This window comes from Sorangium sp. So ce448 (assembly GCF_051520915.1).
GTDB classification, from domain to species: Bacteria; Myxococcota_A; Polyangia; order Polyangiales; family Polyangiaceae; genus Sorangium; species Sorangium cellulosum_B.
Genome location: NZ_CP150343.1, coordinates 323,437 through 347,933, shown reverse-complemented (window position 1 = coordinate 347,933; position 24,497 = coordinate 323,437). Strand labels below are relative to the sequence as shown.

General features: G+C 71.9%; 19 protein-coding genes, 1 pseudogene and 1 riboswitch. Of the genes and pseudogenes, 16 read left to right on the top strand and 4 right to left on the bottom strand.

The window, feature by feature from the left end:
* Positions 1-306 precede the first annotated feature (306 nt).
* The 16 genes and pseudogenes from WMF45_RS01405 (at position 307) to WMF45_RS01330 (ending at position 18,689) form a co-directional block, all read left to right on the top strand.
* Positions 307-1,128: an enoyl-CoA hydratase/isomerase family protein gene (locus WMF45_RS01405; RefSeq protein ID WP_437715182.1), complete on the top strand. Its 822-nt coding sequence runs from the start codon at positions 307-309 to the stop codon at positions 1,126-1,128.
* 1,269 nt (positions 1,129-2,397) lie between these two features.
* A riboswitch (cobalamin riboswitch) is annotated at positions 2,398-2,605 on the top strand.
* A gap of 134 nt (positions 2,606-2,739) precedes the next feature.
* Positions 2,740-3,417: an energy-coupling factor ABC transporter permease gene (locus WMF45_RS01400; protein WP_437719682.1), complete on the top strand. Its 678-nt coding sequence runs from the start codon at positions 2,740-2,742 to the stop codon at positions 3,415-3,417.
* A 23-nt stretch (positions 3,418-3,440) separates the two neighbouring features.
* Positions 3,441-3,755 (top strand): hypothetical protein, encoded by a 315-nt coding sequence (locus WMF45_RS01395; protein WP_437715181.1) that lies wholly within the window; start codon positions 3,441-3,443, stop codon positions 3,753-3,755.
* Entirely contained in the window at positions 3,745-4,494 is a 750-nt protein-coding gene (locus tag WMF45_RS01390; RefSeq protein ID WP_437715180.1) for a CbiQ family ECF transporter T component, read from the top strand. Before WMF45_RS01395 ends, WMF45_RS01390 begins: the two co-directional genes overlap by 11 nt.
* Positions 4,491-5,312, top strand: coding sequence for an energy-coupling factor ABC transporter ATP-binding protein (locus WMF45_RS01385; RefSeq protein WP_437715179.1), 822 nt, complete (start codon positions 4,491-4,493; stop codon positions 5,310-5,312). Before WMF45_RS01390 ends, WMF45_RS01385 begins: the two co-directional genes overlap by 4 nt.
* Positions 5,288-6,475, top strand: a complete 1,188-nt coding sequence (locus WMF45_RS01380) for a CbiX/SirB N-terminal domain-containing protein (protein ID WP_437715178.1) — start codon at positions 5,288-5,290, stop codon at positions 6,473-6,475. The genes WMF45_RS01385 and WMF45_RS01380 overlap by 25 nt, the downstream gene beginning before the upstream one ends.
* Before the next feature lie 23 nt (positions 6,476-6,498).
* The gene (locus tag WMF45_RS01375) at positions 6,499-6,873 is read left to right on the top strand and encodes a DUF3209 family protein (RefSeq protein ID WP_437715177.1); all 375 of its coding nucleotides are present in this window, start codon (positions 6,499-6,501) and stop codon (positions 6,871-6,873) included.
* A gap of 80 nt (positions 6,874-6,953) precedes the next feature.
* Positions 6,954-7,691 (top strand): FAD-dependent oxidoreductase, encoded by a 738-nt coding sequence (locus tag WMF45_RS01370; RefSeq protein WP_437715176.1) that lies wholly within the window; start codon positions 6,954-6,956, stop codon positions 7,689-7,691.
* A gap of 100 nt (positions 7,692-7,791) precedes the next feature.
* Complete coding sequence (purL, locus tag WMF45_RS01365) at positions 7,792-11,721, top strand: phosphoribosylformylglycinamidine synthase (protein WP_437715175.1); 3,930 nt, start codon at positions 7,792-7,794, stop codon at positions 11,719-11,721.
* A 134-nt stretch (positions 11,722-11,855) separates the two neighbouring features.
* On the top strand, positions 11,856-13,001 hold the full coding sequence (locus WMF45_RS01360) for a cobalt-precorrin-5B (C(1))-methyltransferase (RefSeq protein WP_437715174.1): 1,146 nt from the start codon (positions 11,856-11,858) through the stop codon (positions 12,999-13,001).
* Entirely contained in the window at positions 12,998-13,729 is a 732-nt protein-coding gene (locus WMF45_RS01355; RefSeq protein WP_437715173.1) for a precorrin-8X methylmutase, read from the top strand. Before WMF45_RS01360 ends, WMF45_RS01355 begins: the two co-directional genes overlap by 4 nt.
* Entirely contained in the window at positions 13,726-15,045 is a 1,320-nt protein-coding gene (gene cbiE, locus WMF45_RS01350) for a precorrin-6y C5,15-methyltransferase (decarboxylating) subunit CbiE (RefSeq protein ID WP_437715172.1), read from the top strand. Before WMF45_RS01355 ends, cbiE begins: the two co-directional genes overlap by 4 nt.
* Positions 15,042-15,842, top strand: a complete 801-nt coding sequence (gene cobI / locus WMF45_RS01345) for a precorrin-2 C(20)-methyltransferase (protein ID WP_437715171.1) — start codon at positions 15,042-15,044, stop codon at positions 15,840-15,842. The genes cbiE and cobI overlap by 4 nt, the downstream gene beginning before the upstream one ends.
* A complete protein-coding gene (locus WMF45_RS01340; protein ID WP_437715170.1) occupies positions 15,839-16,978 on the top strand; it encodes a cobalt-precorrin 5A hydrolase in 1,140 nt (379 codons plus the stop codon). The genes cobI and WMF45_RS01340 overlap by 4 nt, the downstream gene beginning before the upstream one ends.
* A pseudogene (gene cobJ / locus WMF45_RS01335) lies at positions 16,971-18,233 on the top strand (precorrin-3B C(17)-methyltransferase). The gene WMF45_RS01340 and the pseudogene cobJ overlap by 8 nt, the downstream one beginning before the upstream one ends.
* A gap of 225 nt (positions 18,234-18,458) precedes the next feature.
* Positions 18,459-18,689, top strand: a complete 231-nt coding sequence (locus WMF45_RS01330; RefSeq protein WP_437715169.1) for a hypothetical protein — start codon at positions 18,459-18,461, stop codon at positions 18,687-18,689.
* Between the two features lie 296 nt (positions 18,690-18,985).
* Here the strand turns inward: WMF45_RS01330 and WMF45_RS01325 are convergent, their stop codons facing one another.
* The 4 genes from WMF45_RS01325 to WMF45_RS01310 form a co-directional block, all read right to left on the bottom strand.
* The gene (locus tag WMF45_RS01325) at positions 18,986-19,477 is read right to left on the bottom strand and encodes a hypothetical protein (protein ID WP_437715168.1); all 492 of its coding nucleotides are present in this window, start codon (positions 19,475-19,477) and stop codon (positions 18,986-18,988) included.
* Between the two features lie 489 nt (positions 19,478-19,966).
* Positions 19,967-22,192: a TOMM precursor leader peptide-binding protein gene (locus WMF45_RS01320; protein WP_437715167.1), complete on the bottom strand. Its 2,226-nt coding sequence runs from the start codon at positions 22,190-22,192 to the stop codon at positions 19,967-19,969.
* 25 nt (positions 22,193-22,217) lie between these two features.
* Positions 22,218-23,168 (bottom strand): BMA_0021/BMA_0022 family TOMM bacteriocin, encoded by a 951-nt coding sequence (locus WMF45_RS01315; RefSeq protein WP_437715166.1) that lies wholly within the window; start codon positions 23,166-23,168, stop codon positions 22,218-22,220.
* A gap of 62 nt (positions 23,169-23,230) precedes the next feature.
* Complete coding sequence (locus WMF45_RS01310; protein ID WP_437715165.1) at positions 23,231-24,418, bottom strand: amidohydrolase family protein; 1,188 nt, start codon at positions 24,416-24,418, stop codon at positions 23,231-23,233.
* Between the last annotated feature and the right edge of the window lie 79 nt (positions 24,419-24,497).

Here is a 24,497-nt window from a genome sequence, read left to right as displayed (position 1 = left end):
GCGAACACAGGTGTGCGGGTCGGAGGACAGGCGGTCTGCTCGACTCACGACTATCGCACGCGGGCTCGTTGTAGGGCCGTCATGTCGCGCGTACCCGCACTCAAGCGGTGAGTTCGGATCATCGAGCGATGGACCGTTTCCCGGAACAGGCGCGAGACTCCTCCGGAAATCGCTCGCTTGGAAATCGCTCGCTCGTCGGCTCGGCAACGGCCTCTACACAGCGGGATCGGGCGGACACGGAATGACGCCTTCCCTGACCCGCGGCAGGCGCTTCCCACCGGCGCGAGGCGCTGCTAACCACGCTCCATGACCGCTCAAGAACAGCAGCCGGGGGCTCGCGGTACGCTCCAGTTCGTCGCCGTCGAGCGCGCGGATCACGTCGCCACCGTGACCATCCAGCGGCCCGACAAACTCAACGCGCTGAACCCCGCCGTCCTCGGCGAGCTCACCGCGGCCTTCCGCGACCTCCTCGCGCCCGCCGAGGGCAACGAGGTCCGCGCGGCGGTGCTGACCGGCGCCGGCAAGGCGTTCGTCGCCGGCGCCGACATCGCAGAGATGGCGACCATGAACAGCATCGCCGCGAAACGGTTCGCCGACGCTGGCCACCGGCTCGCCGAGCTCATCGAGACTGCCCCCTTCCCCGTGATCGCCGCCGTCAACGGCTTCGCGCTGGGCGGCGGCTGCGAGCTCGCCCTCGCATGCGACTTCATCTACGCCGCCGAAGGCGCCAAGCTCGGCCAGCCCGAGGTGAACCTGGGCGTCATCCCGGGGTTCGGCGGGACCCAGCGGCTGCTGCGACGGGTCGGACCCGGACGCGCGCGCGAGCTCGTCTACTCAGGAGACATGATCACCGCCCAGCAGGCGCTCTCGATCGGGCTCGTCAACGCCGTCTTCCCGGCGACCGAGCTCCTCGCGCGCGCCCGCGAGACCGCCCTCAAGATCGCCTCGCGCGGGCCGCTCGCCGTCGCCGCCGCCAAACGCGTCCTCCTGCGCGGCGAGAGCCTCGACCTCACCGCCGCCAACGAGCTGGAAGCCCAGGCATTCGCCGCGCTCTTCGGAAGCGAAGATCAACAGCTCGGAATGAAAGCGTTCCTGGCGAAATCGCAGGCCACGTTCACGGGCAAGTGAAGGCTCGGGAGGCGCGAACCGCGCGCTCGACGGCAAAAAAAATACCGCGCATCACGCTGGAGGGGGGCCCAGAATGACCGCGGCAGGGAAACCGCGCCGGAGTCTTGAACGTCCGCCGCGGTGCTAAGAAAAAAACACCGCATGCGCTCCGGGCTGGGGGGGTCCGCGCCGGTGCGCATGCGGTAGTCAGATTGTGGCATCCGCAAGCGCGTTGTCGATAACAAAGTGCAATGACTGCACGCCGAGCGAGCAGAGCGCTCCAGACACGAAGGCGGCCAGGCGGGCGCGCGCCCCACACACACCAGCTCTGCGGGAATTCACGTTCGAGCCGGGCATACCCCTCCACCGGAGACAGCGCTCAGCGCAGCGTTCGTCTCGCATTCCGAGACGAGTGAACACGAAATCCCTCATCTCTTCAATAAGAGATGCCACGAGGCTGCAGGCGGTAAGCCGGACACCTGCTCCCGAGTAAAGAGCCAGGACGAACAAAGCACACTGCGGAAGGAACGCGCCGGTGCCTTGTATTCAAGCGCACGAGAGCCCCTCGTGCGGGCCCAAACCGAGACGGGGGCTGCGCCCGCGCGGCGACAAAGTAAACAGGCTTTATCTAAGGGGGACATAATTCAAGACGTGTGCTCGACGACTCTTCACGTGATGCGTCTGGGTCAATTTCTCGGCCTCGGCCATCACACGACAGCGCCTGGATCGCTCGTCGGCGCCCATGCCTGCTCAATGGGGGCGCCGACGGGCGCGCGGCGCGCCTCGGCAGCGATGGCCTCGTGCGCCTCGGCAGCGCCCTCGAGGGCGAGGTGGCCACCAGCGCAGGCATCGCCGCCGCGCCGACGCCGCGGACGAGGGCGCTCGCGGCGGACCGCGGCGAGCCGGACCGCGCAAGGCGGAAACTCGCACCCCCGAGTCGACCCACCCGGGTTCGCCCGGTCCGCACCCCCGGGTCGACCCACCCGGGTTCGCCCGGTCCGCACCCCCGGGTCGACCCACCCGGGTTCGCCCGGTCCGCACCCCCGGGTCGACGCACCCGGGTTCGCCCGGTCCGCACCCCCGGGTACGCGCGCCCGGCTCGCGCGATCGCGCCGCCTGGATGCGCGGGCCGACGCGCGGGGCACCGCGCGCGAGGCGGAGCTGGCCCGCGCTCGACGGGGAGCTCGTCCGACACGCCATGCCAGATGCAGCGCCCGCCGAGCACCTCGTCCGCGATCGGGGCGCGACGTCCTTGACGCCGGGAACGAAACGGGATTACCGAGCACCGGCCTGACAATCCATTCCTCGGGTGCCCTCCGGGGCATAACAGGGAAGCCGGTGCAAAACCGGCGCGGTCCCGCCACCGTGAGTGGGGAGCTGCCTCCGAAGACCACTGGGCCTCATTGGAAGAGGCCTGGGAAGGTGGACGCAGCGCTGGGAGCTCGATCAGCTCCCTGAACCCATGAGCCGGGAGACCTACCCGAGCCTCCCACGAGGTGCAGCTTGCGCACGTCTTCGTGGCGTTCGGGTGCGGACTTCACCCGGAGCGCCGTCATCGGTCTTCACGGCCGCGCTGTGTCGATCGCCGCCGTGTCCCTGGGGACGCTCCTCGCGCCCCGGCCCGCGGCCGCGATGCACCTCGCGGAAGGCGTCCTGCCGCTCGGCTGGTGCGCCGTCTGGAACGCGCTCGCCCTGCCCTTCGTCGCGATCGCCCTCCACCTGCTCCGGCGCCGCACCCAGCAGGACGCCTTCTACAAGCCGTTCGTCGGCCTCATCGCGGCCGCCGTCTTCGCGATCTCGTGCATGCCCGTGCCCGTGCCGACCGCCGGGACCTGCTCCCACCCGTGCGGCACAGGGCTCGCGGCGGTGCTCATCGGCCCCTGGATGACCGTCCTCGTCACCGTGGTGGCGCTCCTTATCCAGGCCCTCTTCCTCGCGCACGGCGGCCTCACCACGCTCGGCGCCGACGTCGCGTCGATGGGCATCGCGGGCGCCTTCACCGGATATTTCGCCTTCCACCTCGCGCGGCGCTGCGGCGCGAACCTCTGGGTCGCGGGCTTCCTCGCGGGCGTGACGTCGGACTGGGCAACCTACGCCACAACGGCGCTCGCGCTCGCGCTCGGGCTCTCGGGCGAGGGCTCGGTGACGTCCATGTTCACGGGCGTCGCCCTGGCCTTCGTCCCCACCCAGCTCCCGCTCGGCCTGCTCGAGGGCGTCATGACCGCGGGGGCGCTCGCCTTCCTGCGCGCCCGGCGGCCCGACATCCTGGATCGGCTCCAGGTCGTCCGGCTCGCCCCGGGGGCGTCGTGACGCGGCGGCTCGGACAGCGCCCGATGCCAGCGCCGCTCGCGCGGCGTGCGTGCGCGGCAGCGCTCCAGCTCGCCGGTTCATTCTGGCTCGCCGCCTGCGGCAACGCGTCCTGGGACGGCGTCGACGAGGCCGTGGTGCGCCGCGTCGCCGAGGACGCAGGACGCCACGACACGGGGCCGCTGTTCGCGGGCCTCGAGGGCGACCTCCTGCTCTTCGCGTTCCTCTGGGCCGGGCTCCTCGCCGGCTTCGCCCTCGGCTATTTCTCGCGCGTGCTCTTCGTCGAGCGCGCGGACGCGCCCGCGGTCAAGGCCGGCGGCGAAGGCCTCCGTGCGGACTGACCCGCCCGCGCGGCTCCGCGACGTGGACGCCCGGCTCCGCCTCGGAGCCGCCGTGGCGGCGTGCTGCGTCGCCGCGGGCGCGCGCTCGCCCGTCACGCCGGCCGCGCTGCTCCTCCTCGCGTGCGCGGCCCTCCACCTCCAGGGAACGCCGGCGCGCGCCGTCCTCCGCGCCGCCGCGCCCGCCGCGTGGATCGGAGCGGTCGCGGCGGCGCTCGCGCTCGCGCTCACGCCGGGGGCGCCGCTCCTCCCCGGCGCGCCGTTCCCCGTCGACGCGATCACGGCCGAGGGGGCCCACCGCGCCGTGGCCATCGGCGCCCGCGTCCTCGCGGCGGCCGCGGTGCTCCGGTGGCTCGCCGGCGCCGCCGCGCCCGCCGAGATCGAGGCGGCGCTCGCCGGGCTCGGCGTCCCGGCGGCCCTGGTCGAGCTGCTCGCGCTGACGCGGCGCTTCGCCGGCGTGCTCCAGCGCGCGGCCGACAGCGCGTGGAGCGCCGCCGCGCTCCGCGGCGGGTTCACCCGCCCCGGCGCCGCCGCGCGCTCGGCCGGCGCCGTCGCGGGCGTCGTGGCGCTCCGGACGCTGGAGCGCTCCGAGAGCGCCGCGCTCGCGATGCAGCTCCGCGGCTACCAGGGGAAGCTCCCCGTCGCCGACCGGAGGACGAGCGCGCCCGCCGCGAACGTCGCGTTCGCCGCCGCCGCCCTCGCGGCCCTCGGGCTCAGCGTCGCCGCAGGAGAGGCCGGATGATCGCGCTGCGCGCCCCCCGGCTCGGCTACCCGCGCGGCGAGCCCGTGCTGCGCGACGTGCGCCTCGACGTCGCCGAGGGCGAGTCCGTGGCGGTGCTCGGCGGCAACGGCGCCGGCAAGACCGCGCTGCTCCGGACGCTCGTCGGGCTCCTCCCGGCGCCCGGCGGCGGCGTCGAGATCGCGGGCCGCCGCGTGGGCTCGCCCTCGGACGCCGTCGCCGCGGGCGCCGCGCTCGTGCTCCAGGACCCGGACGACCAGCTGCTCGGCGCGACGCTCCTCGACGACGTCCTGTTCGGCCCGCGAAACCTCGGCCTGCCCGCGCCCGAGGCGCGCCGCCGCGCCGAGGCGGCGCTCGCCGCCGTGCAGATCGCCCACCTCGCCGATCGCGCCATCGAGGCGCTGAGCTTCGGCGAGCGCAAGCGCGCGTGCATCGCCGGGATGCTGGCGATGCGGCCGCGGGTGCTGCTGCTCGACGAGCCGACCGCGGGGCTCGACCCGGAGGGCGAGCTCGCCCTGTGCCAGACGCTGCGCGCGCTCTCCGAGCAGCAGGGGACCACGCTGGTCACCGCGACCCACGCGGTGGATCTCGTGCCGCTCTTCGCCTCGCGCGCGGTCCTGCTGGGCGACGGTCAGGTCCTCGCGGACGGGCCGCCGCGGGACGTGTTCGCGCGGGGGGAGCTCCTCGCGCGGGCGCGGATGCGGCGGCCGTGGGTCGCCGAGCTCTGGACCCGGATGAGCCCTCCGCCGCCGCGGGGCGGCGCGGGCCTCCCGCTCACCCTGGAGGAGGCGCTCGCGTGCATGACGACGGTCTCCTGCTGATCGGCCACGGCAGCCGCGACGCCGCGTCGAACGCCGAGTTCGAGGCGATCGTGGCCGATTACGCCGCGGCGCGGCCCGAGATCGCCGTGCAGCACGGCTACATCGAGCTCGCGACGCCGCACCTCGCCGACGCGCTCGCGGCGCTCGCGGCGCGGGCGTCCCGCGTGGCGGTCGTGCCGCTCTTCCTGTTCGCGGCGGGGCACGTGAAGAACGACATCCCGATCGCGCTCGAGCGGGCGCGGGCCGCGCACCCGGGCGTGCGCTTCTCGGCGGCGCGGCCGCTCGGCGTGCACCCGGCGCTCGCGCAGATCGCGTTCGAGCGCGCCGCGACCGCGCTGCCGGCCGACCCGGCCGCGCGGGCCCGGTCGGCGCTCGTCGTCGTGGGGCGCGGGTCGAGCGACCCCGACGCGAACGGCGATTTCTGCAAGACGGCGCGCCTCATCGGCGAGGGCCGCGGGCTCCAGCTCGTCGAGCCGACCTTCATCGGCGTCACCCGGCCCTCGGTCGAGGAGACGCTGGAGCGGGTCGCGCGGCACCGGCCGGAGCGCGTCGTGGTGATCCCCTACTTCCTCTTCGCCGGGCGGCTCATGACGAAGCTCGCCGAGCAGGTCGACCGCTTCTCGTCGACGTACCCGTGGATCCGGGCGTCACTCGCGCCGCACCTCGGCCGGTCGAGCGCGCTCGAGGGCCTGATCGACGAGCGCGCGCGCCAGGCGCTCGCCGGCGAGGCGCCGCTCCCCTGCGACACGTGCATGTACCGCACCGCGCTGCCGGGGCTCGCCCGGGAGGTCGGCGGGCTCAAGGCGATGCTCTACAGCGTGCGCCACACGCTCACGCACACGCAGGCGTCGAACCACCCGCACGCGCACCGCTCGCTGCGCAAGCACGTGCTCGTCTGCGGCAACGCCGACTGCGTCGACCGCGGCAGCCTGGCGCTGCTCGAGTCGGTGCGTCGCCTCGTGAAGCAGGCCGGCCAGCAGCAGCAGATCCGCGTGACGAGGACGTCGTGCATGGGGCGCTGCGGCGAGGGGCCTACGGTCGCCGTCTACCCCGACGGGGTCTGGTACCGCGGCGTCCGCGAGGAGGACGCGAAGGACCTCGTCGAGGAGCACCTGCTCGGCGACCGGCTGGTGGCCCGGCTCGTCGACGACATCATGCAATGAAGGATGGATAGGAGAGAACCGACATGGCCTGTCACGAGATCGCCGCGCTCCGCCTTGGGCTCATGAACATCCTGGGCATCGATGATCCCGCCGAGCGCACGCACGAGCTCGCCGAGCTCGGCGCCGCGGCCGCCGAGCCGGGGCCGGTCTCGGCGATGCTGCGCTCCGGGGACCTGAAGAACCTCTCGCGCCTCTTCGAGGGGTCGCTCGTGGAGCTCCAGGAGAAGGTCGCGAAGACCCCCGCCGGCGACCCGAAGCTGCCTTACCTGCGCTCGCTCCTCATCCTCACGAAGCAGGTCGAGCTCGATCTGCGCGCCCAGGTCGACGGGCTCGGACGGCTCTACCGGGAGCTCGAGGAGATGCACGACTTCGTGCACGAGATCTACCCGGCCGAGTGAAGCGCGCGCCGCTCACGCCCCGCTCACCGGAAAGACCATGTGGCGCGTGATTGCGACCGCGCGAACGCAGGAGTGACGTCATGGCAACACAAGGCAACCCGAAGATCAGGATCGCCCACGCAACACCGCTCGGCGACGCCGCCCGGCTGCTCCGGCTCGAGCGCGTCGACGGCGCGGAGATCGGCTTCGCCGGCGGGCAGTACGTGATCATCAACACCGGCGTCACCCTGCCCGGCGGCAAGCTCGCGAAGCGCGCCTACTCGCTGCTCTCCAGCGACGCCGAGCAGCGCACGGTCGAGATCGCGGTGAAGCGCGTCGGGGCCGGGCCGGGCTCGAACGTGCTCAACGACATCGCCGTCGGCGCCGAGCTCGAGTTCAGCGGCCCCTGGGGCAAGCTGCGGCTCGCACCGGGCTTCTCCGGCCGCGCGCTCGTGATCGCCACCGACACCGGCATCACCGCCGCCCTCGGGATCGCCCGGAGCGCGGCCGCCGCCGGCGCGGCGCAGCTCGACCTGCTCTGGCTCGTCGAGCCGGGCGAGACCTTCGCCTCCGAGCCGTTCGTCCGCGAGCGCCTCCCCGCCGCCGTCCGCCTCGCGGTCGCCCGCGATCTCCCCCCGATCGGCCACCCCGAGCGGCCGGCGCGCGCGTGCGCCCTCGTGGAGCGGGAGCTCGCGGCGGGGCCCCACGACGCCGTGCTCTGCGCCGGCGACGGCGCGATCCTCTACCCGCTCCGCGACCGCCTGGTCTCGCTCGGCGCGCCGGAGGGGAGCGTGCTCCTGGAGAGCTTCTTCAACAACCCCGCGAAGAAGTCTCTGTAATCGTTCGGGATCTTGCGAGGGGTGGCGGGGACACCGGGCCCCGGCCCCGTGGCTGCCCGTTTCGGTTGAATCGGCCGCCCCCATGGACCAAATGCCCGCCATGGCTGCCTTCCGACACGTCCGCGGCGCGCGCGCTCTCTCTCCATTTCGTACCGACAAGCGCCTGACCGAGCTGAAGCAGCGGGTGCCCGAGGTGGTCGGGCTGGGGAGCCGCTGGATCTACTTCGTGCACTCGCGGGCCTCGCTCGACGAGCGCGGCGAGCACGTGCTGTCGCGCCTCCTGGACGACGACGCGCTGGCGCACGGCGGGGGCGGGACGGGCGAGGACGAAGGTCAGCTGGTGCTGGTGGTGCCGCGCTTCGGCACGCTCTCGCCCTGGAGCTCGAAGGCGACCGACATCGCCTGGGTGGCGGGGCTCGCGGCGGTGCAGCGGATCGAGCGGGGCATCGCCTACCACGTGCGGGCGTCGCGGCCGCTGACCGGCGAGGAGCTGACGCGCGCGGCGGGGGCGCTGCACGATCGGATGACCGAGTCGGTGGCCTTCGATCTGGCGGCCGGGCAGGCGCTCTTTCGCGAGGAAAAGCCGCGGCCCCTCGCCCGCGTGCCGCTGTCGCGCGAGGGGCGGCTCTCGCTGACGCGCGCCAACAAGGAGCTCGGCCTGGCCCTGGCCGAGGACGAGATCGACTACCTGCTGGCCGCGTTCACGGAGCTGAGGCGGGATCCGAGCGACGTCGAGCTGATGATGTTCGCGCAGGCCAACAGCGAGCACTGCCGGCACAAGATCTTCAAGGCCGACTGGGTGATCGACGGCGAGGCGCAGGGGCTCTCGCTGTTCAAGATGATCCAGAACACCTTCGCGGTGACGCCGCACCATGTCCTGTCGGCGTACAGCGACAACGCGGCGGTCATGGAGGGGCTCGACGCCGAGCGCTTCTTTCCACAGCCGGGGGCCGGCGCGCTGTACGAGACGCGGCGTGAGCCGGCGCACGTGCTGATGAAGGTGGAGACCCACAACCATCCCACGGCCATCTCGCCGCATCCCGGCGCCTCGACGGGCAGCGGCGGCGAGATCCGCGACGAGGGCGCCACGGGGCGAGGCGCGAAGCCCAAGGCCGGGCTCACCGGTTTTTCGGTGTCGAACCTGCGCATTCCCGGCTTCGAGCAGCCGTGGGAAGCCGAGCCGATCGGCAAGCCCGATCGCATCGTCTCGGCGCTCGACATCATGATCGACGGGCCGCTCGGCGGCGCCGCCTTCAACAACGAGTTCGGGCGTCCTGCCCTGGCCGGCTACTTCCGGACCTTCGAGCAGAAGGTGCCGGGCGACGGCAGCTCGGCCTCCAGCGTGCGCGGCTATCACAAGCCCATCATGCTGGCGGGCGGGCTCGGCAATGTGCGGCCCGAGCTGGCGCTGAAGAAGACCTTCCCGGCCGGGGCGCCCATCGTCGTGCTCGGCGGGCCGGCCATGTTGATCGGCCTGGGCGGCGGCGCGGCGTCGTCGATGGCCTCGGGCTCGTCGTCCGCCGATCTGGATTTCGCCTCGGTGCAGCGGGACAACCCGGAGATGCAGCGGCGCTGCCAGGAGGTCATCGATCGCTGCAACGCCCTGGGCGCCGGTTCGCCCATCCTCAGCATCCACGACGTGGGCGCGGGCGGCCTGTCGAACGCCTTGCCCGAGCTGGTGCACGACGCGGGCGTGGGAGGGCGCTTCGAGCTGCGCCGAGTGCCCTCGGTCGAGCCCGGCATGTCGCCGCTCGAGATCTGGTGCAACGAGGCGCAGGAGCGCTACGTGCTGGCGCTGGACGGCTCGCGCCTTGCGATCTTCGAGGAGATCTGCCGGCGCGAGCGCTGCCCCTACGCGGTGGTCGGTCACTCGACGGCGCAGAACGATCTGGTGCTCGACGACGCCGAGCTCCACGACCAGCCGATCGACATGCCGCTCTCGGTCTTGCTCGGCAAGGCGCCCAAGATGACGCGCGACGTCCGCCGCCTGCCCTCGCCCAGACAGGCGCTCGACGCGGCCAAGCTGCCGCTGCGCGAGGCGGCCTATCGCCTGCTGCGGCTGCCCACGGTCGCCGACAAGTCCTTCCTCATCACCATCGGCGACCGCACCATCACCGGCCTCGTGCACCGCGATCAGATGGTGGGGCCCTGGCAGGTGGCCGTGGCCGACGCGGCGGTGACGCTGACCGACTACACGGGTTACGGCGGCGAGGCCATGGCCATGGGCGAGCGCGCCCCGCTCGCCGTGCTCGACGCCGCGGCCTCGGCGCGCATGGCCGTGGGCGAGGCGCTGACCAACCTGGCGTCGGCTCCGATCGAGAGCCTCGAGCGCGTGAAATTGTCGGCGAACTGGATGGCAGCGGCCGGCGCCCCCGGTGAGGACGCCAGGCTCTATGAAGCCGTGAAGGCGGTGGGCCTCGAGCTGTGCCCGGCGCTCGGCCTCGCCATCCCCGTCGGCAAGGACAGCATGTCGATGCGCACGGTCTGGGACGGCGGCGAGAAGAGCGTCGTCTCTCCCATCTCGCTCATCGTCTCGGCCTTCGCCCGTGTGCCGGACGTGCGCGGCGCGCTCACGCCCCAGCTCCGCACCGACGTCGGGGACACCGTGCTCGTGGCCGTCGACCTGGGACGCGGCAAGAATCGCCTGGGCCTCTCGGCGTTCGCCACCGTCAGCGAGCAGGTGGGCGACAGCGTGCCGGACGTCGACTCGCCGGCCGATCTGCGCGCCTTCTTCGAGACCGTGCAGAGCCTGCGGCAGCGGGGGCTGGTGCTCGCCTACCACGATCGTTCGGACGGCGGCCTGTTCGTCACCTGGGCCGAGATGAGCTTCGCCGGCCGCGTCGGCGCGGAGCTGTCGCTCGATGCGCTGGCGGAGAACATCTCGCTTCCGGCCGCTCAGGCTGCAGCCTTGTTCTCGGAAGAGCTGGGCGCGCTCCTGCAGGTGCGTGCCCAGGACGCGCCCGAGGTCATCTCGGCCTTCGCCCGCGCCGGTCTCGAGGGAGCGGCGCACGTCGTCGGCAAGCTCCGCAGCGACGATCGGCTGGTGGTGACCGCGGGCGGCCAGGCCGTGCTCGACGAGCCGCGCGTGGACTTGCGCCGCGCCTGGTCCGAGACCAGCTACCGCATGCGAGCGCTGCGCGACAACCCCGAGAAGGCCCGCGAGGAGTTCGACGCGCTGCTCGACGCCGGGGATCCGGGCATCTCGCCGCATCTGCCCTTCGACGTCGAACGATCGCTGGCTCGCCCGCTGATCGAAGCCGCCAGCGAACGGCCCAAGGTGGCCATTTTGCGCGAGCAGGGCGTCAACGGTCAGATCGAGATGGCCGCCGCCTTCCACCGCGCCGGCTTCGCCGCCCACGACGTGCACATGAGCGATCTGATGAGCGGCGCCGTGTCGCTCGAGGGCTTCCGCGGCCTGGCCGCCTGCGGCGGTTTTTCCTACGGCGACGTGCTCGGCGCCGGCATGGGTTGGGCCCGCTCGGCGCTCTTTCATAGCGAGACGCGCGAGGCGCTGTCGGCCTTCTTCAGGCGACCGAACACCTTCGCCCTCGGCATCTGCAACGGCTGCCAGATGATGGCCGGCCTCAAGGACATCATCCCCGGCGCCCAGCGCTGGCCGCGCTTCGTCAAGAACCGTTCCGAACAGTTCGAGGCCCGTCTCGCCCAGGTCGAGATCCTGGAGAGCCCCTCGGTGCTGCTGCGCGGCCTGGTGGGCGCGCGCCTGCCCGTGGCCGTTGCCCACGGCGAGGGTTATGCCCACTTCGCCAGCGACGCCGATCGCCGCGCGGCGCGCGTGGCGGCCCGCTGGGTGGACGGCCGCGGTCAGGTCGCCACGCGCTACCCCGCCAACCCCAACGGCTCGCCCGACGGCATCACCGGCCTCACCACCGACGACGGCCGTGTGACGATCCTCATGCCGCACCCCGAGCGCGTCTTCCGCGCCGTGCAGCACAGCTGGGCTCCCCCCGGGTGGTCGGAGCGCGGCCCCTGGCTGCGCCTCTTCGAGAGCGCGCGGGCGTTCGTGGGCTGAGGGTCTCTCCTGGAGTTTCGCCCCGACCGACCAGGAGGGCTGGAAATCGTCACGCCGCCCGAGGGCGGCGCGCGCCTCGAAAGCTTCTCCCACAACGCCGCGCGAAAATCGTTGTAGTCGTTCCGGCACCTGCGATGGCAGAGCTCCGGCCAAGAGACCCGAAAGGGCAGCGCGAGGGGTTCACGACGGGCGCGTGCGCGGCCGCCGCGGCCAAGGCGGCGGCGCGCGTGCTCGCGCGCGGCGCGGCGGTCGACGCCATCGAGACCACCCTGCCGAACGGGCAGAAGGTCACCTTCCCGCTGAAGCGCTGCGATCGCGACGGGCCGCGCGCCACGTGCAGCATCATCAAGGACGCCGGCGACGATCCCGACTGCACCCACGGCGCCGAGCTCGTCGCCGAGGTCGAGCTCCGCAGCGAGCCGGGCGTCGAGATCCGCGGCGGCGCCGGGGTCGCCGTCGTCACCAAGCCGGGGCTCGGGCTGCCCGTCGGCGCGCCGGCCGTGAACCCCGTGCCCCGCCGGAACATCACCGAGATGGTCCTCGAGGAGCTCGAGGGATCGGGCTTCGCCGGGGCCACCGTCACCCTCAGCGTCCCCCAGGGCGAGGAGATGGCGAAGCAGACCATCAACGCGCGGCTCGGTCTCATCGGCGGCATCTCCATCCTCGGGACGAGCGGGATCGTGAAGCCGTACTCGACCGCCGCCTTCCGCGCGAGCGTCGTGCAGGCGATCGACGTCGCCGCCGAGCGCGGCATCGCGGCGCTCGCGCTGACGACCGGCGGCAAATCCGAGGCGTACGCGATGAAGCTCTACCCGGAGCTCCCGGAGGAGGCGTTCATCCAGGTGGGCGACTTCATCGGCACCGGGGTCCGCCACGCAGCGCGGCGGCGGATCGCCCGGGCGATCATCGTCGGCATGATCGGCAAGCTCTCGAAGATGGCCGACGGCAAGATGATGACGCACGCCGCCGGCTCGGAGGTGAGCATGGAGCTGCTCGCGCAGATCGCCGAGGAGCTCGGCGCGCGGCCGGAGATCGCCGCCGAGATCCGGCAGGCGAACACCGCGCGGCACGTGCTCGAGCTGTGCCAGCGCGAGGGGCTCACCGGCGTGCCGGGGGGGATCTGCCGGCGCGTCGTCGAGCACACCTCGCGTCACGCGGGCGGCGCCCTCGAGGTGCACGCCTGCCTCGTCGATTTCAACGGGGCGCTGCTCGGCCGATATCCGGCCGGCGACGCCGGTCCCATCGGTGCGGACAGAGCGGAGAAGGCGGAGGAGCCATGAGCGGTGCCATGAGCGATGACGGAGCGCGCGCGGTGAACGACATGCGGCAGATGACCGCGCTCGGGCGGCGCATCGAGGACAAGAGCTTCGCGATCATCGACGAGGAGGCCGGCGCGCACGGCTTCCCGGAGGCCGAGTGGCAGGTCGTCCGCCGCGTGATCCACGCGACAGCGGACTTCGAGTTCTCGTCGCTCATGCGGCTCCACCCCGAGGCGATCGCGCGGGGCATCGCGGCGCTCCGGGGCGGCGCGCCTGTGCTCGTCGACGTGAAGATGATCGGCGTCGGCCTGAACGAGCAGCGGCTCGCGTCCTACGGCTGCGCGATCCACTGCTTCATCTCGGACGACGACGTGATCCAGGCCGCCTCCGCGGCCGGGTCCACCCGCGCGATCGAGTCGATGCGCAAGGCGCACCGGCTCGGGCTCCTCGACGGGGCGATCGTCGCGATCGGCAACGCGCCGACGGCGCTGCTCGAGGTCGTTCGCCTCGCCCGGGAGGAGGGGGCGCGGCCGGCGCTCGTGATCGGCGTGCCGGTCGGCTTCGTTTCGGCGGCGGAGTCCAAGGAGGCCCTCCTCGAGTCCGGGCTCCCCTTCATCGTGGCGCGCGGCCGCAAGGGCGGCAGCCCCATCGCCGTCGCGATCGTCCACGCGCTGCTGCTCCTGTCGGCGGACTCGGCGGAGCCGACAGCATCCACGGGCTCCTCCGGAACGGCCAAGGTGGCGCGATGAGCGCGCGCCGCGCCGTCACCGTCGTCGGCATCGGCGACGACGGGTGCGCCAGCCTGTCGAGCCGCGCCGCGTCCGCGGTCGCCCGCGCCGACGTGCTCGTGGGGGGCGAGCGGCACCTCGAGTTCTTCCCGCAGTTCCGCGGCGAGAAGATCGCCCTCAAGGGCGGCCTGTCGGCGGCGCTCGATCGCGTGGACGCCCTGTCCGCCGAGCAGAACGTGTGCATCCTCGCCTCGGGCGACCCGCTGTTCTTCGGCGTCGGCGCGCTCGTCGTCCGGAAGCTCGGCGGCGAGCACGTCGAGATCATCCCGAGCCTGAGCTCGGTCCAGTGGGCGTTCGCGCGCACCGGCATCGCCTGGGACGACGCCGCGTTCGTCTCGGTCCACGGGCGCTCCCCCGAGGGGTTCGCGACGCGCCTCCGCCGCCTCACGAAGGTCGCGGTGCTGACCGACGGGGAGAACAGCCCGGCCCGCCTCGCGGCGCGGCTCCTCGAGCACGGCGACGCCGGCTGGAAGGCGTGGGTCTGCGAGAGCCTCGCGGGCGCCGGCGAGCGCGTGCGCGCGTTCGATCTCGCCGCGCTCGCCGCCTGCGAGGACATCGGCCCGCTGAACGTGCTCCTGCTCCTGCGGAGCGACCCCGCGTGGCGCCCGCCGCCTGCCGTCCCCTACCTGCACGAGGACGCGTTCGCGAAGCGCATGCCGAAGAACGGCCTCATCACGAAGCGCGAGGTGCGCATGCTCTCGATCGCCTCGATGGCGATCCGCCCCGACGCGGTCGTCTGGGACGTGGGCGCCGGCTCGGGGTCGGTCTCGATCGAGGCGGCGATGCTCTGCCCTCTCGGGCGGGTCTATGCGATCGAGGTCGACCCGGAGGGCGTGGAGATCTGCCGCGACAACGTCCGCACGCACGGGGTCGACAACGTGCGCGTCGTCGCGGGCCGCGCGCCCGAGGCGCTCGCGGCGCTCGAGGACCCGGACGCGGTGTTCGTCGGAGGGAGCAAGGGGAGCATGGAGGAGATCGTCACGGTGGCGCTCGATCGGCTGCGGCCGGGCGGCCGGCTCGTTGTCAACGCCATCACGATGGAGAACGTCGCCGAGACGTACCGCGCGCTCCGGGCGCGGGGGCTCGACCCCGAGGTCACGCTGCTCTCGGTCTCGCGCGGCGTCCCGCTCGCGCGCTACGTGAGGTACGAGGCGCTGAACCCGATCCACATCTTCGCCGCGACCAAGCCGGCGAACGCCGAGGAGGCCGTGGAGGGCGCAGCGCCGACCCAGCCTGCGGCCGGCGGCGCGCGGCGGTCCACCTCGGAGGCGTCATGAGCGGCCTCGGCAAGCTCTACGGCGTGGGCGTCGGCCCCGGCGCGCCGGACCTGCTCACGCTGCGCGCGGTGCGCGTGCTGCAGGAGGCGGACGTGCTCGCGCTCCCCCGCAGCTCGGATTTCGGCGCCTCGATGGCCTACCGGATCCTCGAGCCTGTCGTCGGCAAGCAGCGGGACAAGGAGCGGCTGCTCCTCACCTTCCCCATGAGCAAGGACCCGGATCGCGTCCGCCCCTACGTGGACGCGGCCGTCGAGCAGATCGGCGACCGGCTCTCGCGCGGCCTCACCGTGGCGTTCGCCACCGAGGGCGATCCGTCGCTCTTCAGCACCTTTGTCTATGTGCGCCGCGAGGCGCTGCGCCGCTTCCCCGGGCTCGAGGTCGAGGTCGTCCCCGGCGTCACCTCGGTCACGGCGGTCCCTGCCGTGAGCGGGCTCGCGCTCGCCGACGGGCAGGAGCGGATCGCCATCCTGCCCGCCACGTACGGCGTCGACGACCTGACCGACGTCCTCCGGCGCTTCGACACCGTGGTCCTGATGAAGATCGGCTCCGAGATGCCCAAGGTGACCGAGGCGCTCACGCGCGCTGGCCTCCTCGATCGGGCCGTGTTCGTGTCCAAGGCGACGATGCCCGAGCAGCGGATCGTCCGGGACCTCCGGGCCGCGCAGGGCGAGCGGGGCGACTGCTTCGCCATGGTCGTTGTCACGCGCGGGGAGCGGAGCGGGCTGCTCGTCGGGGAGGCCCCGGCCTCGCCGCCGGGCGGCTTCGACAAGGCTGTTACCGAACCGGAGGCCCCATGACCGCCGAGCGCAAGCCCTACGCCATCTACGCCATCACGCGGCACGGGATCTCCATCGCGCGCAAGCTCATCGAGGGCCTTCCGGGCGCGGATCTCTACGTGTCGCAGAAGCTGTTCGACGGCGCGCCGGCGGGGGCGAAGCCGCTCCCGCTGCCGATGGGGCCGCTCTTGACCGAGGCGTTCACGGCCTACGACTGCCACGTCTTCGTGATCAGCGTCGGCGCGGTCGTGCGCATGATCGCGCCGCTGCTCAAGAACAAGAAGGTCGATCCCGCGGTCGTGTGCGTCGACGACACGGCGCGCTTCTCGATCTGCGTGCTCTCCGGGCACGTCGGGCGGGGCAACGCGTTCACCGAGAAGGTGGCAGGGCTGCTCGGCGCGCAGCCGGTGGTGACCACGGCGTCCGACGCGCTCGGGACGCTGACGGTCGACATCCTCGGCCGGGACCTCGGGTGGACGCTCGACGATCCCGACCGCAACGTGACGCGCGGCTGCGCCGCCGTCGTGAACGCCGCGCCGGTGCTGTTCGTCCAGGAGACCGGCGAGCCCTCGTTCTGGCCCGAGGCGACGCCGCTGCCGCCGGGCGTGCGTTACGCAACGTCGCTCGACGGCGTGGACCCCGGCGCGTGGGAGATCCTGCTCGTCGCGAGCGACCGCGACCTCTCCCGCTCGCACCCCGAGATCGTCGAGCGCGCCGTCGTCTACCGGCCGAAGAGCCTGGTCCTTGGCGTCGGCTGCGATCGCGGCGCGCCGCTCGACATGGTGGAGCGCGGCGTCGACCGGCTGCTCGAGGAGCACGGGCTGTCGGCGAAGTCGGTGAAGGCGCTGGCGACGATCGACAAGAAGGCCGACGAGGAGGCGCTGCTCGCGCTGTCGGCGCGGCGGGGGTGGCCGCTCGTCACGTTCACGCCCGAGGAGCTCGACGCGACCGAGGGCATCGAGAACCCGTCGGAGACTGTGAAGAAGCACGTCGGCGCCCGGGGCGTCGCCGAGCCGGCCGCGCTGCGGGCGGCGGGGGCCGCGAGGCTGCTCGTGCCGAAGCGGGCGTACACCGAGGAGGGCGTGGGGCGGTCCATGACGCTCGCGGTGGCGCGCGTCCCCTTCTCGAAGCGCAACGTGGAGGAGAGCCATGGGTGACAGCAAGGGAGTCCTGTCGATCGTCGGGATCGGCCCTGGCGCCGAGGAGCACGCGTCCCGCGCCGCCCTCGAGGCGATCGCGGCCTCGGACCTCATCGTCGGGTACACGACGTACATCCGGCTGGTGAAGCACCTGATCGAGGGCAAGGAGATCATCAAGACCGGCATGACCGAGGAGATCGGCCGGGCGCGCGCCGCGGTGGAGCGGGCGCGGGACGGGGCGCGGGTCGCGATCATCTCGTCGGGCGACGCGGGCGTGTACGGCATGGCCGGGCTCGTCTTCCAGGTGCTGGAGGAGATCGGCTGGAAGCGGGGCGAGTCGCCGGAGCTCCGCATCGTGCCCGGGATGACGGCGCTCAACGCGTGCGCGTCGCTCGTCGGCGCGCCGCTCGGACACGACTTCTGCGCCATCTCCCTCTCCGACCTCCTGACCCCGTGGCCCGCGATCGAGCGGCGGCTCGAGGCCGCCGCCGGGGCCGACTTCGTCATCGGCCTTTACAATCCCGCGAGCGGGCGGCGCACGCGCCAGATCGTGCGGGCGCAGGAGATCATCCGCCAGCACCGCGCGGGCACGACGCCGGTCGCGCTGGTGAAGAGCGCCTACCGCAAGCTGGAGAGCGCGGTGCTCACCGATCTCGACCATTTCCTCGAGTACGAGATCGGGATGCTGACGACGGTGCTCGTCGGGTCGACCAACACCTTCATGTTCGAGGGGTACATGGTCACCCCGCGCGGGTATACCAACAAGTACACATGGGATGGAGCCGCGCTCCCCGGCCAGACGCCGGGGCGCTCGCTCGTGCTCTCGGACGAGAGCGGCACTGCGGAGGAGGTCTAGATGGCACGCGTAGGGAGGCTGGGCGGCGCGATCCTCGCCGAGACCCAGGGGGCGTATTACCTCATCGGCAACACCAAGGCGCCGTGCGACTTCCGCGCGGCGGGGTTCGAGCCGCCGGACGAGGCCGATCTCGTGAAGGGGGCTTATGTCCGGCTCAAGCCGCTGCGCGAGGTGAAGGTGGCGCCGCCGGTGCTGCTGCTCGACGTCGAGGGCGAGGAGCTCGCGAAGAAGCTCGTCCACCGCTTCGTGATCGATCGCAACGGCTCGGTGAGCGAGCGGCTGTGGCGGCTCGTCTACAGCCACGACGACCCGCTCGACGACGCCGAGGCGCCTGTCGAGCGGGACGCGCGCTGGCTGGGCGACATCCCCGAGCCGATCTGGCAGCTCGTGCGCGACAACGTGCTGCGCTGCCTGTAGTGCGATCGGGCACCGGGAGGACGCTCCGGCCGCTCGCCCGGACGTCGGGGTGCTCAGGGCGACCCGCACGCTGGCCGCGCGGAGATACCCGGGAAGATGTGCGTCCCACGCCCGGGCTCCTGTGACGTCGAGGATGCCGCTGTTCCACGGCGCACCGTGGCCACGACGGCGGGCTGCCGCTGCTCCTTGGTGCAACAAGGTGATGACGGCGCTACGCTTCGCGACGTGCAAGCGCTCAAGGCCCGCGTCCAGAACGGCCGCATCGTCGTGGACGAGCCCACGGATCTGCCGGAGGGCATGGTGCTCGATCTCGTCATCGCCGATCCGGGCGACGAGCTCGACGACGAGGAGCGCGCAGAGCTGCACGCGGCCCTCGAAGAGGGGCTCGCCGAGATGCGAACAGGGGCAGGTGTCGAGGCCGACGTGCTGCTCGCCGAGCTGCGGGCGCGCGGGTGAAGGTCCGATTCCTGGGGAGATCGGCCGAGCAGGCGCGCGCGGTGGATGCATGGTGGCGCGAAAACCGTCCCGCGGCGCCGTCGCTGTTCGCCGATGAGCTCACCGCAGCGCTCCGCATGCTCCGGCGTACGCCGTAGCTGGGAGCCCCCTACGGCCCCAAGGCGAAAGACGGCAGCTCGTGCGCGACAGCGTCCTGCGCTGCCTCTGTTCTCGGCTCCTCGCCCAGGCCGGCGAACCTCGCGGGCCGCCGACGCCGGGCGCGGATCCCCTTGAAGTACGAGAGCGCCAGGGGCGAGCTACCTGACCTGGCCGCCGAGGTTCGACGGGTTGGGCGCGGTGGCCCCGTCGATTGGAGCGAGCGTGATCGAGAGAGAAGGCGTGATCGTCCAGTTCCCTTGAATGTTGTTCGTGTACTTGCCTCCGGCGATGATGCCATAGTAGACGACGTACAGCGTCGTCGAGTTACCCGGGCTCAGCGGGCTACTGACGATGCTGAGCGGGAGATTGTTCGAGCTCAGGCTGGGAACGTAGTCCGAGCTCGAGAGGCCGAGCGCCCACCCAGCATCGCTGAGATCCTTGTCGACGCTCGGCGCAAAGGTGATGGTGGCGGAGGTGATGTTGAACTCCGTCGTGGTGTTCTTCGCCGTCAGCGTGAACGCATACGTGTTCGTGGACGCGCCCATCGGGAGCTGATTCGTGTACGAGCCGCTGATGGTGAGGAGATCTCCGAAATTGACCTGGTAGACGTTGGGACCGAACGTCGCGGCCCGGGACGTAATCTCACGCATGATGTACCTCTTCGTTTCGTTGCCGTTTGTTGCGGCTGGTTTGTGTGTCGCCCCTCGAGGGAAGGGCACCTTGTGCGGGAATCATCCACGCAAAGTCTTTTGAATTTCTTATCGCGGCGTCCGGACGACCCGGCCAGCGGCCGAGCTGCGCCACGCGTCGTGCGCGGCGTGCCCCATGCAGCGCAGCCACACCCACGACACGCGTCGTTGCAATGTGGCTCCCGCTCGCCGTGTTGTATTTGCGTTTTGCAAGGCACGTGCCGCTGGACGATCTGGGCGGTATAGGCCGACGCGCTCGATCAGGTGCCGCACCTTGCGTCGCGGCAGGACACCGCGCGTCCCGAGCTGACGCGCGTCCTGCCGACGAGGGCTGATCCCCGGCGGCGCGATGGCGCAATCGTGGCAGCGCCACGAGCCCTCGAGGTAGCCCAGTGGATGGTGCGCTTCAGGGCCCGCTCGAGGTCGTACTCACCTCGGCGGCTAACGTGGCTAGACGAACAGAGGGACCGGGTTCAGCTCGCCCTCGGCGAGCGGGCGAGCGAGCCAACCCAGCGCGCAGGGCACCTGGTAGAGCCTCCCCGGGCCGAACCGGGGCCAGAAATGGCGCAGCCCTGGGACGATCACCTGGGCCACGGGCAAGCCGATGTCGGGGCGGGTCTTGTCCACGGCGATGAGCTCGAGGCCCGCCTCGTCGAGGCGCCTCATGCATTCCTGGATGTCGGCGCGCAGATCGGGGCCGCAGATCCGGGGCAGGCTCCCGGCCGCGATCCATTGGAGATCCGGATGGGGGAAGAGATGCGCTCGGTCAGGCAGCCGCTCGAGGTCCCACGGCGCCCGGCGCGCGCCGCCGGGATCGAAGAGCTGGTTCAGCTCGGTGAGCGATCGCTGCACGGCGAGGCGCGGGTCGAGGTGGCAGCCGAACCCGATGGTGAATCGATCCTCCCGGGCCTCGTGGGCGAGGGCAACGCAGGTGGGGATACCGAGATCGTGCGTCAGATCGAGCACCCAGACGGCCCAGCCGAGGCGATCATAGTCGGCCTGGAGGGCTTCGAAGTACGGGTCCCCGAAGCTGGCGAGCGCGATGGCCGGGCGCGCGACCCGGTTGTACCACCAGACCGCGGCGGCATCGCGCTCCACGAGCTCGAGCAGGCCCTGCAGCACGGCCTCTTCGAGGCAAGTGCCGGCCGCCACGCCGTTGCTGCAGGGGCCGCAGAACGCGGTACCGCTCTCGGCCGGGGCCTCGGCGTAGCAGTAGGCCAGCGGGACATAGCGCCGCTCGCGCTTGCTCAACGACCAGGCCGGGGTCCAGTCGATCCTGGTGCCGGCATCGAGCGGCTCGGGTATCCACTGGCGACGATCCGCTGCCCGCGCGTTGAGGTGAGCGCGCTCGCGGTACTGCGCCTCGCTGAAGTTCAGCAGATCGCCGAGCGAGAGCGCCGCCGGGCCAAGCTCGGCCTCGCTCGCGCGGACGCGCGCCTCGTCCCCCTGGTAGACGCCGCTGTATCGCTCGAGCGCCTCGCAGAGCGCGCTCACCCTGGCCTGGTCCGCGCTGCGCCCCTTGCCGGCGCAGGCCTTGTCGAAGACGTTGGTGCGCGGGACGTCCTCCCGAGGGCAGGCCAGGTAGCCGGACGCGTACACGGCGCGGAGCTCGGTGTCCCGCCCCGGCATCGGCACGAGGTACGTCACGGCTCCGGTGATCGGGCTGACGAGGTGCTTGAAGCGCTCATAGGTCCGCCGCGGGGTCTGCCGGCGATATCCACCGTCCTCGTAATGCGCCTTCTCCACCGGCTGCAGTTCGATCGGGCGCTCGCCGACGGCCCCCATCCGCGCCGGATCGCCGCACACCGGGCACTGCGGCCTCCGGACGACCGCGTGCGCGGTGATCTCGAACGTGGCCAGATCGAGGGCGAGCACCCGGGAACCGAGCGCCCGGGGAGAGCTTGTCTCCTCCCCGGCGAGCGCGCGGGCGATGGCCGAGGCGCCGAGCCCGCAAGCGGTCCGTACGCTCGCCTCGGTGGCCGCCCTCGGGGGAGGGGCGTGGCCCTCGTGCCCCCGGCGGCGGCGAACAAGCTCCTCGACCGGGCGGTTCTGGCGGATCCAGAACGCCAGGCAGCCCCAGCAGGGGCCGGCGCCGGGCTCGAAGACGGGCCCGATGAGCGGCTGGACGCCGGCAGGCTTGATCAGGAACCAGCGCGCTCCTTCACGCAGCGCTCGGCGGTTGATCGAGGCCAGCTCGGGCTGCAAGTAGTCGTCAGCCACGACCACCTGCACCGCCGCCTCGCCGTCGATCCGCACGCCTGCCTGTTCGAGCGCCTCGGTCATCCACCCGGCGGGAGCGGCTTCGCCGACGGCCAGGACCGACACCGGAGTCCGGCTCAGGGCCTCGGCGGCCGCCTTGCCGTCGAGGCCCACCCCGCGCCAGAACGCCGCGTGCTCGGAGGGGAGCTCCGGCGTTGCGGGGACCAAGTAGCCACGCGCCGCGAGCCGGCTCAGGGCATACAGGGTCTCCGGCTCGGAGAACCGATCGCGCGCGGCGCGCAGGATCTCGTCGACCGTGCGCCGGCCGTCGACGAGCGCGGCCACCTCGGCGGCGCAGGCGCCGGAGACGACGAAGCGCTCGCGCTCGCCGATCAGGAAGACCACGCCCGCATCCATGCGCTCGACGCGCAGGGTGGGCTTGAACGCCAGCACCTGGCTCAGCTCCAGAGGATCCATCGTCGGTCCTAGTCTCGTCCCCCGATCAGCAGCAGCAAGTGAACGGGTACGCTGCTCCCCTCGCGTTGTATACGGCAAGCGCGATGGGCTCGGAGTCCACGTTGCTCGGCTTCGTGGGCAGATAGAGCTTGAGCGTATGAGGCTGGAGCGAATCCCAGTGCGACAGATGGTCCTTGTCGAGCGGAGACCCCGGCGGATGCCACCGGGCTGCGCCGTCCTCCTCGACGCGCAGGCTCATCGTCCAGGGTAGCCTGTAACCTCGGATGGTTCGCAGCGCCGAGGCAAGGTCGGTCGTGAGCGCTCGTCGAAATTCCTGGTCGCTCCAGGCTTTGGCCATCGCCGCGAGCAGCACGACGTTGAACTCGGCGAACAAGCTGTCGTCGGGAACGAAGCCCCCCGCAGGAGGGCCGCTGTGGAGGCCGACGCGCTCTTGACCCGCCTCTTCGCCCTCGTGACAGCACCCCGCGTGCTCCCGCCCTCGTTCGCGGCGACCGACGTGCTGCACCCCGTGGTCCGCCCGGACGTTGAACCCGCCCCCTCGGTCCTGAGAGCGCGCATGAACCCCGTGCTGATCGTGCTCCCGGCTCCCTTGATCGCTGAACAGCGCCGGGCGCTGCTTGTAATAATCCCCGAGCGCCCTCGCGTAGTCCTCCGGACGGAGGTCTTCCCGCAGAGCATCGGACCCTGGACGGGCTGCGGAACGCTTGGGCGCGAGCGGCAGGCGCAGCGTCAAGCCGTCGAGCAGGTCGCTGGGCCAGACCCACTCATCGTGGATCCACATGAAGTCCTCTTCGGCTCGTGCGATCTGAAGCTCGCACGTCCCTGGCCATGGCCAGATATAGCCAAATCGATCCTTGAGCGCGGAAGCGGGGTCGCCCCCGGTCAACTCCTTGCCAAAACCGTCCGGATCGGCCCATGCCTCTGCGATGGCGCGCAGGTACGTCGAGCGAAACTCCATCAATCGGTTCGTGCTCATGAGCCCTTCTTTGCTTGACCGTTGTTCGCAATGAAGTGTGCGCGGGTCGGTGTCGCGCCCGTTCACGCGCCGCGCGGGCGCGCTGCTTCGGGCAGCCCCATGAGCCGCGCAGGGTTGTCCCACAAGGCTGCCCGGAGCACGTCCTCGGCGAGCGGCCCGCCCCCGTCGAACAGCCTGGCGACGATCGCGGGATCGTGGTCGACGTGGGGGAAGTCCGTGCCGAAGACGACGCGATCCTCGCCGATGACGCCGACGCAGTGCGCGAGCATCGCCTCGCCCGGCTCGAACGCGATCCAGCACTGGCGGCGGAAGTAGCTCGAGGGACGCTGGTTCACGCGACCTCTGACCTCGTTGCTCAGCTGCGCATACTCGATCTCGTCGAGGCGCCAGAGCCAATAGGGCAGCCACCCGCAGCCCGACTCGAGGAAGCCGACGCGAAGGCCCGGATGGCGCTCGAGGACGCCTCCTTCGAGCAGGGCGAGGAACGCCATCATCGCCTCGAGCGGGTGGGAGCAGGCATGCTGGGCGAAGTGCGTTCGGAAGCGCGAAGCGCCGGCCGTCTGCACGCGCGTGTGCGTCCCCTCGTGCAGCAGCAGCGGGATGTCGTTCGCCTCGCAGGCCGCGAAGAAGGGCTCCAGCTCCGGCGCGCCGAGGGTCCTCCCGCGGACCGGGTTCGGCCGGACCACGGCGGCGCTGAGGCCGTCCGCGAGGCCGGCCTCGAGATCCGCGACCATCCGCGCGGGATCGTGGCGCGAGATGAGCGCGGCCCCCTTGAGCCGGGTCGGGTCTCGCCGGCACTGGTCCGCGAGCCAGCGATTGTAGGCTCCCGCGTAGGCGCGGGAGCGGTCCGCGTCGATCTCCTCGTCGAACACCAGGAACCCCGTGTAGGTCGGGTGCAGCACGGCGACGTCGACCCCCGCCTCGTCCATCGTCGCGAGCTGGCCGGCCGCCGTCTCCGCGGCGGTCAGCTCGCGGCGGTGCTCCTCCGCATGGATCCCGACCTCGATGTAGCCCACCTCGGTCATCCCGCGACAGATGGGCTTTCCTGCGACCGTGACCACCGGCGGGGTCGGCAAGAGGGCATGGTCTCCCAGCCGGTCCAGCCGAACCCGGAGGGGCTCATCCTGCTTCGAGAGGGGGCGGACGTCCGGCGCGACGTCGCGGTACCTCGCCGGCAGGTACTCCGGCCAGAGCCCCATGGGCTCCATGACGTGGCGGTCGATGTCGATGATGGCAATCCCGTTGCGCACGCTACCCTCTTTACTACGAGTAGATGTTCGGCGTTCCATGCGGCGCAGAGGACGCGCCGCAATTCGCCCGGCGGCATGG

Bases quoted from the DNA above. Each gene is read 5' to 3' on its own strand.
- WMF45_RS01405 (WP_437715182.1), top strand. From the start codon at position 307: ATGACCGCTCAAGAACAGCAGCCGGGGGCTCGCGGTACGCTCCAGTTC.
- WMF45_RS01400 (WP_437719682.1), top strand. From the start codon at position 2,740: ATGCACCTCGCGGAAGGCGTCCTGCCGCTCGGCTGGTGCGCCGTCTGG.
- WMF45_RS01395 (WP_437715181.1), top strand. From the start codon at position 3,441: ATGCCAGCGCCGCTCGCGCGGCGTGCGTGCGCGGCAGCGCTCCAGCTC.
- WMF45_RS01385 (WP_437715179.1), top strand. From the start codon at position 4,491: ATGATCGCGCTGCGCGCCCCCCGGCTCGGCTACCCGCGCGGCGAGCCC.
- WMF45_RS01375 (WP_437715177.1), top strand. From the start codon at position 6,499: ATGGCCTGTCACGAGATCGCCGCGCTCCGCCTTGGGCTCATGAACATC.
- WMF45_RS01370 (WP_437715176.1), top strand. From the start codon at position 6,954: ATGGCAACACAAGGCAACCCGAAGATCAGGATCGCCCACGCAACACCG.
- purL (WP_437715175.1), top strand. From the start codon at position 7,792: ATGGCTGCCTTCCGACACGTCCGCGGCGCGCGCGCTCTCTCTCCATTT.
- WMF45_RS01360 (WP_437715174.1), top strand. From the start codon at position 11,856: ATGGCAGAGCTCCGGCCAAGAGACCCGAAAGGGCAGCGCGAGGGGTTC.
- WMF45_RS01355 (WP_437715173.1), top strand. From the start codon at position 12,998: ATGAGCGGTGCCATGAGCGATGACGGAGCGCGCGCGGTGAACGACATG.
- cbiE (WP_437715172.1), top strand. From the start codon at position 13,726: ATGAGCGCGCGCCGCGCCGTCACCGTCGTCGGCATCGGCGACGACGGG.
- cobI (WP_437715171.1), top strand. From the start codon at position 15,042: ATGAGCGGCCTCGGCAAGCTCTACGGCGTGGGCGTCGGCCCCGGCGCG.
- WMF45_RS01340 (WP_437715170.1), top strand. From the start codon at position 15,839: ATGACCGCCGAGCGCAAGCCCTACGCCATCTACGCCATCACGCGGCAC.
- WMF45_RS01325 (WP_437715168.1), bottom strand. From the start codon at position 19,477: ATGCGTGAGATTACGTCCCGGGCCGCGACGTTCGGTCCCAACGTCTAC.
- WMF45_RS01320 (WP_437715167.1), bottom strand. From the start codon at position 22,192: ATGGATCCTCTGGAGCTGAGCCAGGTGCTGGCGTTCAAGCCCACCCTG.
- WMF45_RS01315 (WP_437715166.1), bottom strand. From the start codon at position 23,168: ATGAGCACGAACCGATTGATGGAGTTTCGCTCGACGTACCTGCGCGCC.